Here is a 16,224-nt window from a genome sequence, read left to right on the forward strand (position 1 = left end):
TTAGGAGGGAACGGGATGGAAGACAAACCGGCGCGTAATTTCAAATATGTCGGCAGGTCAATACCCATCGAAGATGGAGCAGCCAAAGCAAGCGGGCGAATCCGGTATACCGGCGACATGGCTATCGACGGGATGCTGCATGCTCACCTGGTGTTCAGCCAGGTTCCGCATGGGCGGATTAAGAATATTGACATTTCCGAGGCCATGGCTGTGCCTGGCGTTGTAAAAATATATATGCGTGACAATGCGCCGCAAATCAGATTTAACTCGCAAGTATGGTTTGCCGGTCAGAATGCAGTTGAAGATCAGGAGCTATTCCCCGAGGTTGTTCGTTTTATTGGTGATACGGTAGCGGCGGTGGTTGCCGAAACCAAGGCGGCGGCCCTAACTGCTGCAAGTCTCATAAAGACTGACTATGAACTCTTGCCAATGGTTATTGATCCGGAGGATGCCCTCAGCGGCCAGGTTGCTGTCCATGACAGCGGCAACCCGTTTTTTACCATGGAAACCAGCTATGGCGATACGGCAGCTGCCATGGCGGCACCGGAAGGCATAGTAGTCGAAGACCGGGTAGAAACTCCTAAAATTCATCATGCAGCTATGGAAAATCACGTATGTATTGCCGCACCGGATCATCGAGGGAGAATAACGGTGCATAGTCCCTGCCAGATCGTATATTCTGTGCGGCTTATTGTGGCCAAAGTCCTGGGGCTGCCCTATCATAAAATCCGGGTTATCAAAACTCCCATCGGCGGATCTTTTGGCGGCAAGCAGGAAATAACCCTTGAGCCGTACTGCGCCTTCTTTGCCAAAGATTTGAACAGGCCGGTAAAGATAGAATTTGATCGGTTGGCCAGTATAATTGCCACCCGGACCAGAACCAAGACCATCGGTTATGTAAAAACCGTGGTAAGTCCTGAAGGCAAGATCATGGCGCGGGACATGAAGCATATTATCGATACAGGGGCCTATACTTCCAATGGCCGTGTCATTTGTTATGCGATGGGCAAAAAGCTGTCCAGGCTGTACCGTATTCCCAGCCAGCATTATCAGGCCATAGCCGTGCATACCAATACGGCCATAGCAGGAGCGGCGCGGGGCTATGGATCGCCGCAGGTGCAAACCATTGCCGAGATCAATCTGGATAATGTGGCCAGGCGTTTACAAATGGACCCTGTTGAATTTCGGCTGAAAAATCTGGTACACCCCTTTGACGCTGATCCGGGCGGCGGGCCTAATCTGGGCAATGCCAGGATTATCGATTGTGTGCACAAAGGCGCCGAGGCTTTTGGCTGGCGTGAGAAATGGAACAGGACTAAGCCTGAGGGGCGATGGCAGACCGGTGTAGGCATGGCTTGTGCCACTCATGGTAACGGCTATTACGGAGCCTACCAGGAATTTGGCACAATGACGATAAGAATGCTCGAAGACGGCAGTATTATGCTTAATGCCGGCTTGCACGACCTGGGCAATGGCACGGTAACCGCCATGAAACAGATTGTGGCCGAGGTGCTGGAGGTTGCGCTTGATATGATTGAGGCGCCTGAGGCTGACACTGATATTAGTCCCTATGATATCGGCTGCCAGGCCAGCCGGGTTATCCACGTTTGCGGCGCCAATGCCATGCAGGCTGCCGAGGAATTGCGCAGCCTGCTGATCCGGGAGTCGGCTAAAATATTTCAGTGCAGTGAGGAAGAGGTATTGCTTGAAAATGGCATGGTCTATACCAGCCGCGAACCGGAAAAGAAAATCGGCTATGGACAAATGGCGGCTGCTATTCAGCAAAAAAATCAGGTCGAGCTTATTTGTACCATTACCTATCGATCCCCGGCCAACCCCGGTTCATATGCTGTAAACTTCGTCGAAGTGGCTGTGGACACTTATACCGGTTTTGTCAAGGTGGTGGACGTTGTAGCCGTACATGATATTGGCCAGGCCATCAATACCGGTTTTGTAGAAGGGCAAATTCATGGGGGTGTGCAAATGGGACTGGGGCTGGCAATCAGCGAAGATATTGCTTATGACGCCCGGACAGGTGTTGCCGGTGGCGCTAGCTTTAGTAAGTACCATCTGGTTAATGCACCCGATATGCCGCCGGTCAGAGTCCTCTTAATTGAAGAGGGCGAAGAGCATGGACCATATGGAGCTAAAAGTGTGGGTGAACTTGCAACAATCCCCGTTACGGCGGCTACCGTAAACGCCATTAACCATGCGCTTGCCGCCAACTTCACAATTCTGCCGGTTACCCCGGATAAAATTATGGCAATGCTTACGGCCCGGCAGGCAAGTAACCGTACATTACTTCGGTAGTGTCAGGTTTTGGGGAGTGCGGATGAAAAACTGTAACATTGTACCCCGGATATACTTGACAAATGTATCCTGGGTTAGGTATCATATATACATCTACCAATAAATTAATATTGAACTCTTATCCAGAGAGGTCGAGGGACTGGCCCGATGACACCCGGCAACCGGCGCAATGCGCAGTGGTGCTAATTCCAGCAGGAATCAGTAGATATTCCTGGGAGATGAGAGGGGCTTTATGTATGCCGGTTTGCCCCCTCTTTGCAGAGGGGGTTTTTTATTAGCTCTTCTGCATGAAACCAATTAGGTCTAATCATTATAGTAGGAGGGAGGATATCATGGTTGTTACCTTTTTTCCGGGGTTTAGATGGCGGCCGCAACTTAAGCTGGCTCAAGTTACGACACCTGAGCAGCCGCTGGATTTAGTTCAGGGCGGTTGTTTAGAGCAGGTTACGGTAGCTTATGAAACCTACGGCCAGCTGTCAGAAGGACGCGACAATGTAATTTTGGTGGCGCATGCATTAACCGGTGACAGCCATCCTGCGGCGCATGACCAATATGATGAGCAGGGCTGGTGGGAACCCTTAATTGGCCCAGGCCGGCCGCTTGATACCACCCGGTTTTTTGTTATTTGTGCCAATGTGCTTGGCGGCTGCCAAGGGACTACCGGCCCGTCTTCGCTTGAGCCTGCCACCGGCAAGCCTTATGGCATGAGATTTCCGGAAATTACCGTCAAAGATATGGTCCGGGTCCAGAAACGGCTGCTGGATATATTAGGGATTGAGCACTTATCCCTGGTGGTGGGAGGCTCAATGGGCGGGATGCAGGCAGTGCAATGGGCGGTTGATTATCCTGGCTTTGTGGATGCAGCGATTGTCATTGCCGCACCCGGCTATTCCTCTCCACAGGCTATTGCTTACAACCGTGTAGGCCGCCAAGCCGTCACGCTTGACCCCGCGTGGCAAAATGGCGACTATTACGGCAGTCCGGGACCCAAGCAGGGTTTGGCTGCTGCCCGGGCCTTAGGGATGATTACCTATCAGAGCGAGTTGTCTATGTCATATAAGTTTGGCCGGCGGACGCGGGCCGGACAATTTGAAATTGAAAATTATCTTGATTATCAGGGCGAAGGCATGGTAAAAAGGTTTGATGCCAACTCGTATTTGTATTTGCTGCGAGCATTGGACCTCTTTGATATTGGTACCGGCTATTCTTCTTATGAAGCGGCTTTGGCAAGAATAGATGCCAGAATACTGGTAGTGGGAGTAAGTTCTGATATTTTATATCCGCCGCACCAGCAGGAAGAATTAGCGAAAGCCCTGCGGCAAGCAGGTGTATGCACCGACTTTGCCATCATTGACAGCCCGCATGGGCATGATGGATTTCTCATTGATTTTCATTTGCTCAGGCCCATACTGACCAATTTTATTAATAAAGTTCTGCCGGTTTCTGCCGTGGTACCTATTAGGCAGTGGATTAAGTTCAGAGCATCCAGCCTGGCTTATTTGGGGGCCAGGCTGGTGCCGGACGTTTCCGTGTAAGGCAGCAAGCCCGGCCAGTGTAAGACAGGGGCATTTCCTAAGCGATATTTATATACAAAATACATATAAAATGAGGGATGATTATGACATTGCCAGAAAATCTACGTTTTGATACCTTGGCCGTACACGCCGGGCAGCAGCCTGACCCAACAACCGGTTCGCGGGCGGTACCGCTGTATCTGACTACCGCATACAACTTCCGGGATGCCGACCATGCAGCCGATTTGTTCAGTTTGAAGGAAAGCGGCAATATTTATACCCGGCTTATGAATCCGACAAATGATGTATTTGAACAGCGGATAGCCGCGTTAGAAGGCGGTGTGGGGGCGCTGGCCTTTGCCTCAGGCCATGCGGCCATTGTTGCAGCCATTGTCAATATTGCCCAGGCCGGTGATGAGATTGTCAGTTCCTCGACATTATATGGCGGAACGTATAACCTATTTGCCCACACGTTGCCGCGGTTAGGGATAAAGGTTAAGTTTGTTGATCCGAGCAAGCCGGAAAACTTTGCCGCTGCCATTACGCCCCAAACCAAGGCAGTGTATGCTGAAATCATCGGCAATCCCAAGATTGATGTGCTGGATTTGGAGAGCGTAGCTGCTGTAGCGCATAATCATGGTTTACCGCTGATGATTGACAGCACCTTCGCTACTCCGTATTTGTGCCGCCCAATTGATTTTGGTGCCGATATTGTAATCCACTCGGCAACCAAGTTTATTGGCGGTCATGGCACCACTATGGGCGGTGTGGTTATTGACGGCGGCAAATTTGACTGGGGCAATGGCAAGTTCCCGCTGCTGTCAGAGCCGGACCCCAGCTATCATGATATGAAGTATACCGAAGCCCTTGGCAAGCTTGCATATATTATCAGACTCAGGGTGCAGGTACTCCGGGATGTTGGCGCCTGCCTGAGTCCGTTCAACAGCTTTATGTTCCTGCAGGGGTTGGAAACGCTGCACTTGAGGCTGGAGCGGCACAGCAAAAATGCACTGGCTGTTGCCAGCTATCTGGAGAAGCATGAACTGGTATCCTGGGTCAGCTATCCCGGATTAGCAAGCCATCGGGATCATAATCTGGCAAAGAAATACCTGCCCAAAGGCGCCGGTGCCATAATGACTTTTGGCATCAAAGGCGGCCTGGAAGCCGGACGCAGGTTCATTAATGCACTCCGGTTATTCTCGCTGCTGGCTAATGTAGGTGATGCTAAGTCACTGGTTATTCATCCGGCCAGTACCACCCATTCCCAGTTATCCTCCGAGCAATTGGCCAGTGCCGGCGTATCTGATGATATGGTTCGCCTCTCTGTCGGCATTGAAGATGTAGCCGATTTGATTGATGACTTGGCGCAAGCCTTAGCCGCCAGCAAGTAGTGAAGCTATATTTCTTCCTCCTATAGCCGTAAGGAATCCTATGTATGCCTAAGGTATATTTTACTGGTAAAGTGAATAAGGTATACAATAAAGGTAGACTTACGGTATATAGGAGGAAGAGTTATGCAGGCTTTACTTACGAGAATCCTTGGATTCTGGCATTTTGGCAGCCCTTGTGAGACAGTCAAACCAGAAGTGCTGGTGGACAAGCGGGCTAAAGTTGTGCCGCTTGCCGCCAGCAGAGATATAACGAGGACCCAGGCGTTTTGGGATAAAGCAGTTCCGTCCTAGTGGTCCGTTTACGTGGAAAGTGTAGTTAGAATACGCGGGAAAAGTTCCGCGAAGTTATTATGATTTCAGCGTATACGGGTCACTAGGCTGGCTGCGGACTAACCTGCTCGAAAAAATCGCTTCTGACAGCGGTGGTAAGAGCCGGTTAGTCTTTTTTATTCATTATGTATTGCTGCAGCATAAAATAGCTTGACATATTCATAATGTGCCATCCATAGTATAAGGTAGAGGCCTTTTCCGGCTATCTACCTTATTAATAATAGGAGTACATGTGTTGTGGATCTTCTTCGCTTAACTTACTTTATAGAGGTGGCAGAGCAGCTGAGTTTTACTAAAGCCGCCAAAGTACTTCATGTTTCCCAGCCTTCAATCAGCAAGATGGTGCGTAGCTTAGAGGATGAGCTTGGGGTTACGCTTATTGACCGTTCGGCTCGCCGGATTAAACTGACAGATGCCGGGCAGACCCTTTATGAACGTGGTCGCAGGATCCTTGAATCACTTAAAACGGTAGCTTCCGATTTGGATGATTTAACAAAAGGGCAAAAAGGCCGCATCCGTATCGGTATTCCGCCTATGGTTGAGACTAGCTTTTTTGCCATCGCCATTGGGGAATTCAAGAAAAACTATCCAAACATTATCATTGATCTGGTTGAGGTTGGTTCAAAAGCTGTAGAAGATATGGCAGAAGATGGGGAAATTGATATAGGTGTTGTTGTTCTGCCTGTAAGAAACAAAACTGATTTTTCTATGTTTGCCTTTATCAGAGATCCCATATGGCTTATTGTCCATCCGGAGCATCGCCTGGCCGGGCAGGAGCTTGTGCATATTGCCGATCTTGAGGATGAGCCAATAGTCATGTTCCGGAAGGATTTTGCACTGCATGACCATATTGTGGAGAAATGCCGTGAGCACGGATTTATGCCTAAAGTCTTATGTGAAAGCTCGCAATGGGATTTTATGGTAGAGATAGTGGCCGCTAAACTGGGGGTTGCTTTGCTGCCAAAGGTGGTTTGCGACAAACTGGGGGCAGGTGTTGTTACCGCGTTGCCTATTGCCGAGGAAATCAGTCCCTGGCATTTGGCAGTTATGTGGAAAAAGGATACATACTTGTCTTTTGCTGCCCGGGAATGGCTACGATATGCCGCCCGCTTATTTGATGCGGAAGCTGAATTAAGAAAAGCCGGACTATAGTCCGGCTTTTCTTAATTTGGCGAGAAGTTAATTATGATAGTAACTGTATTAATTTTGACGCTGTTTGCCTTATTCGCACAGGATATTTATTATCGCCGGGAGAATTATAGGCATAAGTAACGAATTGCTCAGGGTATTGCGGCCAGTCCGATGTTCTGTTAGGGAATACTGCCGCGTATTGTATCACAAGTAAGGAAAGGGTTTGAAGAAAATTGCGATTGGAAGACATTTGTACCGTGTTTTGGCGAGACTGGGTGGTTTTAAACCGGCGTTTAATCAAATTCGTTTTATCCCGCATGATAGGTCCGGTATTATATTTAGTGGCATTTGGCTGGGGCTTGGGGCGCAGTCTGTCGGTGAACGGCGGCAGCTATCTCGATTTTATCCTGCCAGGCATTATGGCCCTTAATGCCATGAATATCAGCTTTAGCGCAGTAGGTTCACCGCTCAATATGAGCCGGCTGTATCATAAAACCCTGGAGGAATACCTCATTGCTCCTATCGGCCCGGGATCTTTTGTGGCAGGCAAGGTACTGGCCGGAGCGCTTCGGGGCTTGATTTCCTGTGCTGTAATTTTTGTATTAGCCTATCTTTTTGGCGCGAAGCTGACAATCAGCGTCAGTTTTTTGCTGACACTGTTGCTGACTTGCCTGCTGTTTGCCGCCATGGGCTTGGTGGCTGCCATGCTAATCAATTCCCATGAGGATATGGCTAGTTTTAACACCTATGTACTTTTGCCCATGTCCTTTTTATGTGCCACTTTTTTCACACCTGACCGGCTGCCGCAGGTTTTGCGCTGGTTTATTGAGCTGCTGCCGTTAACCCATGCTACCTACGCGCTCAGGGCTATTGGTGCGGGACTGGAGACACCATGGCTGTCGGTGAGCGTTTTGGCGGTATATACGGTGTTGCTGGCAGGTGTAGGCGTGTGGACGATGGTCCGGGTGCGGGACTAGGTTATATTTATTTGTATAGGAGAAGGAAACATGAAATGGGATAGTAATGTATATGATGACAAGCATTCTTTTGTCGCCGAGTACGGTAAAGCCATGCTTGATCTTGTCAACAGGGCCCAAGGGCAAAAAATACTGGATTTAGGCTGTGGTACCGGGGTATTGACAAATGAACTGGCAAAACAAGGGGCAACTGTTATAGGTACCGATTTATCACCAGATATGATCAAAACAGCACAGTCGAATTACCCGCACTTGCGCTTTCAGGTGGCAGATGCCACCCAGTTGCCTTTTGACAACGAATTTGACACCGTGTTTTCAAATGCGGTTTTTCATTGGATACCAAATCAAAAGCAATTATTGCATTCGATTCAGCGTGCCTTAAAAGCTAACGGGATGCTGGTTTGTGAATTTGGCGCAAAAAATAACATAGCGCAAATTCAAACTGCGTTTGAGCAAGTAACCGGGAAACGGGGCTACTGTTACACTTCGCCCTTCTTTTTTCCCGCAGAAGCAGAATACAGGCTGTTATTGGAGCAAGCCGGCTTTGCCGTAATGCACTGTATTGAATATGACAGGCCAACGCCGCTTGCTGATGGTGAAAAAGGACTGCATAATTGGCTCTGCCAGTTCTTTGTGGGAGATTTGCAAACATTCTCCGAGGAGGAGAAATCAGAGATATTAAGGGAAACAGCAGAACTTTGCCGGAGCAGTATCTGGAAAAGCCAACAGTGGGTGGCCGATTACCGGCGCATCCAGGTTGTTGCGGTGAAGAAACCGTAGGTACCTTGTTTATTGAGACATAAATAGGACGGGTTAGCGGCCCGTCCTATTACAATCTTATATCTGATAATAACTTATGGTAGTGCTTTTTAGTAAAAAGGTGCTGACATATCACTTTGCAACAAACAGGCAGGGCGCAACTGCGTCCTGCCTGTTTGTTGTTTGACTGTGATTATAAAACCATAACGACTTTTCCCAACACATGACTGACAGGAACAGGGCCAATGTAGCGGCTGTCGCTGGAGTTATTGCGGTTGTCACCCATTACATAGACCTGGCCTGGCGGAACGACGACTTTTTTCGGAGAGGCAGGCTTCATACCTTCCTTGATATAGGGTTCCTCAAGCACTGTACTATTGCGGTATACTTTACCTTCTTTGATTTCGAGAGTATCGCCCGGTTTGCCGATAACCCGCTTAATCCAGATATGGTTGTCAACTTCGGTGATTTTGGCAACACTGAGATAGGTGGATATTGGGTCGGCAATATCATCTTTTATGCTGCGGTCCCGGAATACCCGGCTGTCAATGATAACAACGTCACCGTAATCAGGGACTCCGGCAAACGTATGGCTTAGTTTAGATACAAACACATAGTCGTTATTATGCAGGTTGGGTTCCATAGAGCTTCCTACCACTCTGGTCGGCTGGAACACAAAGGCGTTAATAACAATAGCCAGCGCCAGTGCTGCGGCAAGGCTGTAGGCCCAGTCGGCAATTTCCTTTAATATTTTCATAATCTAAATCCCCCTAGGATGAAATGCGGCTTCTGCTTAGAGAAGAGAGAGGCTTAGCGGCTTACTCATTTGGATGAACTCCGGGACAACTATCAGCTATACCGGAGCTAAGTCTTACTATAGCAGATTGCCGGGAGTGGGGCAAGATTTATTATCATGGTACTAATGGATTGCCGTTTCTCCTTATACAGACAATAGCGGAGGAAGCGGCAAAAAGCTTTACCAGGGTTGTAATAAAAATCCTCTGTTGGTAACAAACTAGTTTCAGAAACGCCTAAAGGAGGATGAAGCAGTGTCTAAAGATACGTTGATCAAAAGCGATGACAGTACCAGCCGCGGTGATGTGGAATCAGTCTTAAACAAAGGTGATGCCAGCGGCACTAATAACCCGGATGAGCATTTTGATATTCATAAAAATGCCAAGAAATATTATGATATCGAAAAAGTTCCTGACTCTATGCCGGAAGTACATAAATGGCAGCGGGAGCATATCAAGGTGCATGACCAAAGCAAGGATGGCTTTCCGTTAAATGTCATTCTTGATCCGGCCATGCGGGAGATGTACCAGCATGTACATGCCCAGGGGCTGACCAACGTCTTTGACCGCTTTGAGCAGCAGGAAAAAATCCGCTGCAGTTTCTGCTCTTCCGGTTTGTCCTGCCAGCTCTGCGCTAACGGCCCCTGCCGCATCAGCCCCAAAGCGCCGCGGGGCAACTGTGGTGTTGACGCTGATGTTATGGTATCAAGAAACTTTGTCTACCGCCATGTTACCATTGGTACGGCGGCAAATATTTTTCACGCACAGCAGGCAGCCCGTACGTTGAAAGCCGCTGCCGAAAAACCTGAAAGCGGCCTGAAAATCCGTGATCAGCAAAAACTCTTAAAATATGCGGAAATGGCGGGCCTAAACAGCCATGAGGATATTAATAAAGTGGCAATTGCTTTTGCTGACTGGGTGCTTGCCGATATGGGCAAACCCTATTGGGAAGAAGCGACCATGGTTAAGGCCTTTGCGCCGCCCAAACGCCAGGAGCTGTGGCGCAAACTCAATATTTTCCCCGGCGGCGGCTTTAGCGAGATAGGTTTTGCCCAAACCAAGTGTATGACCAATCTGAACGCCGACCCGGTCGATTTCCTGCTGACCTCTGTCCGGCTGGGAATCATTAATGAATATCAGGGTTTATTTGCCCTGGATATTCTTCAGGAAATTCTTATGGGTACCCAGAAAATCCGTACTGCCAAGCAGAATATGGGCCTCTTAAAAAAAGATATGATCAACATTATTACCAACGGTCATATGCCGCTGACTGCCCAGGTTGTTATTGAACTGGCCTCCACCCCGGAATGGCAGGAAAAAGCCAAAAAGGCCGGAGCCAGCGGTATGCAGGTATTGGGGCATGTCTGTGAAGGCCAGCAATTGTTAAACTACCAGGGTACCGGGGAAATGAGCGCTTATGGCGGTCAGGAAGGCGAGTGGCTGAGCGAAGAATATCTTTTTGCCACAGGTGCTGTTGACCTCTTTATGTTTGACTACAATTGCACCATTCCCACCCTGCCGCTGTATGCCGAACGCTTTGGCACAAAAATGGTCAGTACCCATGAGGTTATCCGCATGCCAGGCACTGAGACTGTTGAATTTAAACCAGAGCAAATGAAACAGCAGGCTGAAAAGATCCTCGATATGGCTCTTGAAGCGTTTGCCAAGCGTAAAGCGGAGAATCGTGAAGTCTATATTCCGCCCCATGTGTCTGAAGGCTGCATGATTGGTTTTAGCACCGAGTCTGTTAAAGAGGCACTGGGCGGCTCCTGGAAACCGCTCATCGATGCCATTGCTGCCGGTAAAATTCGTGGTATCGCCACCATTGTCGGTTGTACCACCGCACGCTATGGCCAGGGCGGCAGCAACATCTTCCGCATTACCAAAGGTTTGATTGAGAAGGATATCCTGGTGTTGTCAGGCGGCTGCACTTCCTCAGTCATGCAGTACACCGGGCTGACCAATCCGGCGGCAGCCGAAGAATGCGGTCCGGGTCTTAAGGAAATATGCAAAGCCCTCGGCATTCCGCCGGTACTTTCTTATGGCGCGTGTGTTGATATCGGTAAAATGACGCAAACGGCTAAAGAACTGGCCGATGCCTTAGATGTTGATACCAATAAACTGCCGCTTGTCATTGGCGCACCGGAATATCTTGAGCAAAAGGCGGTTGCCGATGCCTGCACCGCCATTGCCCTTGGCTGGCTGGTACATGTTGCGCCGGTGCCATCGGTTACCGGCAGCGACGTAGTAGTTAAGGTGCTTACCGAGACTACAGAGACGCTGGGCCTGGGTAAACTGACGGTTGAGACAAGTGCTGATAAAACAGTGCAAATTTACGTGGATCACATTGAGAAGAAACGTAAGGAACTGGGTCTGAATTAAATAAGTGGGATTGCTTGCTCATACCACCCGCAATAACCAGCCTTATGGTCATTGCGGGCGGTGGTGCGGCAATCTCATTTTCCGTATAAGAGCCTTTGATTTCCGGGCGGCGATGTCTGGTGGATGACAAAGCAATTTAAAATAGATAATAAGGCAATTTAGGCCAATATTTATATTCACGATTTTCCAATAGTATGGTAAAATTCATATATACTACTATTTGTTGTGAAATAGGTAATGATGCTTTTGGAGGCTATATGCGAGATACGATTAATCAATATTTGTGGGTAGCCGTCGGCTGCCTGGTCGCCGGTTTTTCCATAAATGCTTTTTTGGTGCCGCATCATTTATTGAGCGGTGGAATTTCCGGTGTTGCGATTATCTTTTATTTTCTTTTCGGTTTGCCGATTGGTATCCAGATTCTGGTTATGAATATACCCTTGCTGTATGCTGCTTACCGGGTATTAGGCAAAGAGTATACCATTGGTACCGTTTACGGTACCATCATCTTCTCTCTGACAGTGGATGCCACTAAATTTGTTTCCCAGCTTACTCTTATTGATGATCCCATCATTTCAGCAATTACCGGCGGTGTTGTATCCGGCATTGGCAGTGGCCTTATTTTTCGTGTTAACGGCAGTGCCGGTGGCCTGGATATTGTGGCCGCCATTATCAAGAAATTTTATTCCCTTAATTTCGGCATAGTAGGGTTTGCAATTAACTGCATAATTATGGTGGCAGCGGCTGCGTTGTTTGGTCTTAAACTAGCCATGCTGACACTTATTTCCATGTTTATTGCCGCCACTCTTACCGACAAAGTGGTGGAAGGCTTTAACCGCAGGAAAACGGTATTTATCGTTTCCTATAATACCGACAAGATTGTAGATTCCATTTTTAAAGAGGTTGGGCGCGGTGTTACTATTTTGAACGGACAAGGCGCTTATACCCGCCAGGATAAGCAGGTGCTGTTTGTTGTTGTTACGCTTACGCAAATTGCCAAGCTCAAACAACTGGTGACCGAAGCTGATCCACGGGCGTTTATGATTGTACATGATGCTGCCGAGGTTATGGGGCGGGGCTTTACCATGCCGGGAGTAAGACAGCTGTAGGGAGTTTCTGAGGTTGATTATAAAAATCACTGGTTGAGAGAAGATCAACCGGTGATTTTCTGTTTGGAATTTTATAAACAGGCGGAGAAAAGTAGTAGTACAAGCCTGATAGGGACAAGGGAGATGAGTAGGTGAAATTACGCTTTGCCAAAATTGCTGTACTTTTGATTGTTGCCGGTATCTTTTTTTCTTATCCGGTACCGGATGGCTTAAGCGTAACTGCATGGCATTTATTTGGTGTGTTTGTTGCGTTAATATTAGGTTTGATATTGCAGCCTTATCCGGAACCGACGCTGCTGCTGCTGATCACTACCCTGGCAAGTATGTTTGTTCTGCCTCTGCATGAGATTCTGGTCGGATATACTGATGCTATGCTGTGGCTGACCCTGGTAGCCATGATGATTGGTACCGGTTTGAAAAAATCCGGTCTTACCCGGCGGCTGGGTCTGATGTTGATCAGCCGTTTTGGTAAAACAACGCTGAGGATTGGTTATATTTTAAGCTTTGTTGACCTGCTGCTGGCTACCAGCATACCGGCTTCGCCGGCCCGGACGGGTGGTTTGGTATATCCGCTGGCCGAGGGTGTCATTGATGCCAGCAGTTCCGGTAATCCGGAAGATAAACGGCGGACAGGGGCGTATTTTACGCTGCTGGCTTTTGTTGTCAGTATGCTTACCGGCAGCTTGTTTATGACCGGGATGGGTCCTAATCTGATAAATGTTAAACTAGCCCAGGATGTTCTTGGTATCACTGTCAGCTGGCCATTATGGACAGTGGGCGCTTTGCCGGGGGTTATTGGTTTTTTGCTGACACCATATATTATTTATAAATTATGTCCCCCTGCTACTGACTGCATGGGAGCAGTCAGGGAAAGAGCCCGGCGCGAACTGGGCGGCATGGGCTCTGTCAGCGGCAGTGAATGGACAGCTGCCGGGATATTTTTTACTATCCTTATCTTGTGGTCGACAAGTACTGTAACTAAAATAGACAGTACACTGGTGGCTTTTATCGGTATATCGCTGATGCTGGTAACCGGTGTGCTTGATTGGAACGATTTGGCTGAAGGCAAAGATATGTGGTCATTTCTTATCTGGTTTGGCGCTATTTTGGGTTTTTCAGCGGCACTGACCAAACTGGGTTTTTTTAGCTGGTTTGCCGGTATTATTAAGTTAATGCTGCCTACTGCCGGGCTGGGAGAACACACCATTTTGCTGATCGTGGCGGTGCTGGCCATCCTGCCTCATTATTTTTTTGTGTCTTATACCGGCTATGTTGTGGCGTTTTCCCCGCTTATTTTCTCTTTTGTTGCGGCAACCGATGTACCCAGGTTGCCGGCCTTTTTTATCCTGGCGTATTTAATGATTATTTCCTGCACCTTAACCCATTACGGCAATGCCCTGGGGCCGTTTTTAATGGAAAAAGGGTATAATGACAAAAAGACCTGGTGGGGTGCCGGCACGCTGATTACCGTCTTACATGCAGTGCTGTATCTGACGCTGGGGCTGCTTTATTGGAAATTCATTGGCCTATGGTATTAACCTGTTGAACAGGGTATAGTAAAGATAATGCATTTGAACAGGCGGAAGGAGCTTTAGCAATGATTTCTGAATTTGAAGGAATTACTCCGACTCTGGATAAAAAGACCTTTATCGCCGATGGGGCTAAGGTCATTGGGGCAGTAACGATGAAAGAGTTCAGCAGTTTATGGTTTAATGTTGTTGCCAGAGGGGATGTCAACCGGATTGAGATTGGGCGGTATACCAATGTGCAGGATAACAGTGTTGTCCATGTGGCCGATGACCACCCGACCATTATTGGCGATTATGTTACTGTCGGCCATAATGTCATTATCCACGGCTGCACCATCGAAGATCATTGTTTAGTCGGTATGGGGGCGGTTGTTCTGAATGGTGCCGTAGTGGGGAAAGGCAGTATTATTGCCGCCGGTGCGGTGGTTAAAGAGAATCAGATTATTCCCTCTCATTCGCTGGTGGTAGGCGTACCCGGAAAAGTGATAAAATCTACGCCTGAGGAGTGGGATAGCATCCACGCGCAGGCGATAAAATATAAAACACTGTGGACTGAGCGTTATAAAATCATGCCAGACGCCGGCGGTGAACGTTATCAGGGTGAAAAAATAGTATAACTGTCAAGAGGAGGTAATATAATGGAGTTAGAATTTATCTACCAACGTCATAGTGTACGTCAATTTACCGCAGAGCAGATTCCGGAAGAGACGATTAAAGAATTAATCAGAGCAGCCACTCATGCGCCATCAGGCAAGAACCAGCAGAACTGGCATTTTGTTGTGATAACCGATAAAATTAAACTTGCGGACATTGCCCGGATTGTGGAAAAAAAGAATGCCGAGTTAAGTACATACCTGAAAGATGAGGGCAAGCGCAAAGCATTTCGCGGGTCTGTGGGCTATCATACCGTGTTTAAAGGTGCGCCGGTGCTGGTGCTGGTATATGCCGCCCCTTATGAAACCATAGCCGACATGCTTATCGCCGATAGTCTTATGCCGCAAGGTGAGGCTATGCAATATGGCAAAGCCAATCCCGGTATTCAAAACATTGCCGCCGCCATGGAAAATCTGCTGTTGGCTGCAGCCAGCCTGGGATACGGCACTTGCTGGATGACAGGTCCGACCTATGCTGCCAAAGAGATTTCAAAGTATATCGGGTTTGTTAAAGAGGGATATTATCTGGCAGCCATGACACCACTGGGTGTACCCGCAAATGCTAATATATCATCCACACCACGCAAACCGCTGGAAGAAGTTTTGACAATTATTAGCTAACAGGTTGGGTAACGTTACGGAAAACAGGGAGAAGTGTTGGTGAGCACTTTCTCCCTGTCTTTGCTGAAACGGGTTGCTGGTTTATCCGATGACTAACCCGCGCTAAGACTTCCGCTTCTGCAAGCGGGAGTGAAGAGCGGCTAAGTCCCTGGATAATTCCTACTAAGATCCAGATGAGGTTTTAACCCCATCTGGATCAAGTCTCCATTTATTGGACCGTAACCCAGAGGTCAACCGCTCGTTCAACCTCAGTACTGTTCGGGATAATCTGAAGTTTGCCCTTGCCGGCCTTTATGGCCGTAAATATGGCTTGACCATTTTGTTTGACAGTGCCTTCCTGCCTCATAACGTCACCCCAGAAATTATCGCCGGATGAGGTGAAGCGGGTAGTTTTGGTGACACCGGAGGCTGGCGAAAGAATTAGTTTTTGGCCAACCTTTAATACAAGGTTATTGCTGGAAAGCGATACCTTACCTGTATCGCCGTAGTTGTAGGTTACTACAACATCTTTGCCTTGGGGCTGTTCAATGGGAAGCGTGACCGGCGGCACCGGAGCGGGGGCGGGAATCTGCGGCTGGGACGGGGCAGGAGTTGGAGCCTGGGGTTCTACCGGCGTAAGGTTGTTAGTGCAGCCGCTGGCAAATGCAGCCAGGGAGAGCCATACTACAACTGTAGTATAACGAAGCAGTTTGGTATAATTTTTTTTCATAAAAAAACCTCCTTC

14 protein-coding genes and 1 riboswitch are annotated in these 16,224 nt (G+C 48.4%); of the genes, 12 read left to right on the forward strand and 2 right to left on the reverse strand.

Going from position 1 to position 16,224, the window contains the following annotated elements:
• Positions 1-15: 15 nt before the first annotated feature.
• From SPSPH_RS05165 to SPSPH_RS05195, 7 genes are all read left to right on the forward strand, one after another.
• Positions 16-2,310, forward strand: a complete 2,295-nt coding sequence (locus SPSPH_RS05165; RefSeq protein ID WP_075753871.1) for a xanthine dehydrogenase family protein molybdopterin-binding subunit — start codon at positions 16-18, stop codon at positions 2,308-2,310.
• A gap of 115 nt (positions 2,311-2,425) precedes the next feature.
• Positions 2,426-2,535: riboswitch (SAM riboswitch) on the forward strand.
• Between the two features lie 107 nt (positions 2,536-2,642).
• Complete coding sequence (gene metX, locus SPSPH_RS05170) at positions 2,643-3,845, forward strand: homoserine O-acetyltransferase MetX (protein WP_075753873.1); 1,203 nt, start codon at positions 2,643-2,645, stop codon at positions 3,843-3,845.
• Between the two features lie 83 nt (positions 3,846-3,928).
• Positions 3,929-5,215, forward strand: a complete 1,287-nt coding sequence (locus SPSPH_RS05175; protein ID WP_075753875.1) for a homocysteine synthase — start codon at positions 3,929-3,931, stop codon at positions 5,213-5,215.
• 123 nt (positions 5,216-5,338) lie between these two features.
• Entirely contained in the window at positions 5,339-5,506 is a 168-nt protein-coding gene (locus SPSPH_RS05180; RefSeq protein ID WP_158027048.1) for a hypothetical protein, read from the forward strand.
• 276 nt (positions 5,507-5,782) lie between these two features.
• Positions 5,783-6,697 (forward strand): LysR family transcriptional regulator, encoded by a 915-nt coding sequence (locus SPSPH_RS05185; protein WP_075753877.1) that lies wholly within the window; start codon positions 5,783-5,785, stop codon positions 6,695-6,697.
• Positions 6,698-6,915: 218 nt separating this feature from the next.
• The gene (locus SPSPH_RS05190) at positions 6,916-7,653 is read left to right on the forward strand and encodes an ABC transporter permease (RefSeq protein WP_075753879.1); all 738 of its coding nucleotides are present in this window, start codon (positions 6,916-6,918) and stop codon (positions 7,651-7,653) included.
• Between the two features lie 30 nt (positions 7,654-7,683).
• Complete coding sequence (locus SPSPH_RS05195) at positions 7,684-8,433, forward strand: class I SAM-dependent methyltransferase (RefSeq protein WP_075753881.1); 750 nt, start codon at positions 7,684-7,686, stop codon at positions 8,431-8,433.
• 172 nt (positions 8,434-8,605) lie between these two features.
• Here SPSPH_RS05195 and lepB read toward each other — a convergent pair whose 3' ends face one another.
• Positions 8,606-9,169: a signal peptidase I gene (gene lepB / locus SPSPH_RS05200; protein ID WP_075753883.1), complete on the reverse strand. Its 564-nt coding sequence runs from the start codon at positions 9,167-9,169 to the stop codon at positions 8,606-8,608.
• A gap of 292 nt (positions 9,170-9,461) precedes the next feature.
• Between lepB and cooS the strand changes: the two genes are divergently transcribed.
• The 5 genes from cooS to SPSPH_RS05225 all read left to right on the forward strand — a co-directional run bounded on the left by cooS (position 9,462) and on the right by SPSPH_RS05225 (position 15,500).
• Entirely contained in the window at positions 9,462-11,588 is a 2,127-nt protein-coding gene (gene cooS, locus SPSPH_RS05205; protein WP_083945414.1) for an anaerobic carbon-monoxide dehydrogenase catalytic subunit, read from the forward strand.
• Positions 11,589-11,845: 257 nt separating this feature from the next.
• Positions 11,846-12,697 (forward strand): YitT family protein, encoded by an 852-nt coding sequence (locus SPSPH_RS05210; RefSeq protein ID WP_075753885.1) that lies wholly within the window; start codon positions 11,846-11,848, stop codon positions 12,695-12,697.
• 131 nt (positions 12,698-12,828) lie between these two features.
• Positions 12,829-14,235, forward strand: a complete 1,407-nt coding sequence (locus tag SPSPH_RS05215; protein WP_075753887.1) for a DASS family sodium-coupled anion symporter — start codon at positions 12,829-12,831, stop codon at positions 14,233-14,235.
• Between the two features lie 59 nt (positions 14,236-14,294).
• Positions 14,295-14,843 carry a gamma carbonic anhydrase family protein gene (locus SPSPH_RS05220; RefSeq protein ID WP_075753889.1) on the forward strand — a complete coding sequence of 183 codons (549 nt, stop codon included), beginning with the start codon at positions 14,295-14,297 and terminating at the stop codon, positions 14,841-14,843.
• A 21-nt stretch (positions 14,844-14,864) separates the two neighbouring features.
• Positions 14,865-15,500, forward strand: coding sequence for a nitroreductase family protein (locus SPSPH_RS05225; RefSeq protein WP_075753891.1), 636 nt, complete (start codon positions 14,865-14,867; stop codon positions 15,498-15,500).
• Between the two features lie 208 nt (positions 15,501-15,708).
• Here SPSPH_RS05225 and SPSPH_RS05230 read toward each other — a convergent pair whose 3' ends face one another.
• Entirely contained in the window at positions 15,709-16,209 is a 501-nt protein-coding gene (locus tag SPSPH_RS05230; protein ID WP_075753893.1) for a hypothetical protein, read from the reverse strand.
• Positions 16,210-16,224 lie beyond the last annotated feature (15 nt).

This window comes from Sporomusa sphaeroides DSM 2875, from assembly GCF_001941975.2.
GTDB classification, from domain to species: Bacteria; Bacillota; Negativicutes; order Sporomusales; family Sporomusaceae; genus Sporomusa; species Sporomusa sphaeroides.

What these genes read in the sequence shown, in the direction of transcription:
- SPSPH_RS05165 (WP_075753871.1), top strand. Translation starts at nt 16, where the DNA reads ATGGAAGACAAACCGGCGCGTAATTTCAAATATGTCGGCAGGTCAATA.
- metX (WP_075753873.1), top strand. Translation starts at nt 2,643, where the DNA reads ATGGTTGTTACCTTTTTTCCGGGGTTTAGATGGCGGCCGCAACTTAAG.
- SPSPH_RS05175 (WP_075753875.1), top strand. Translation starts at nt 3,929, where the DNA reads ATGACATTGCCAGAAAATCTACGTTTTGATACCTTGGCCGTACACGCC.
- SPSPH_RS05180 (WP_158027048.1), top strand. Translation starts at nt 5,339, where the DNA reads ATGCAGGCTTTACTTACGAGAATCCTTGGATTCTGGCATTTTGGCAGC.
- SPSPH_RS05195 (WP_075753881.1), top strand. Translation starts at nt 7,684, where the DNA reads ATGAAATGGGATAGTAATGTATATGATGACAAGCATTCTTTTGTCGCC.
- lepB (WP_075753883.1), bottom strand. Translation starts at nt 9,169, where the DNA reads ATGAAAATATTAAAGGAAATTGCCGACTGGGCCTACAGCCTTGCCGCA.
- SPSPH_RS05210 (WP_075753885.1), top strand. Translation starts at nt 11,846, where the DNA reads ATGCGAGATACGATTAATCAATATTTGTGGGTAGCCGTCGGCTGCCTG.
- SPSPH_RS05220 (WP_075753889.1), top strand. Translation starts at nt 14,295, where the DNA reads ATGATTTCTGAATTTGAAGGAATTACTCCGACTCTGGATAAAAAGACC.
- SPSPH_RS05225 (WP_075753891.1), top strand. Translation starts at nt 14,865, where the DNA reads ATGGAGTTAGAATTTATCTACCAACGTCATAGTGTACGTCAATTTACC.
- SPSPH_RS05230 (WP_075753893.1), bottom strand. Translation starts at nt 16,209, where the DNA reads ATGAAAAAAAATTATACCAAACTGCTTCGTTATACTACAGTTGTAGTA.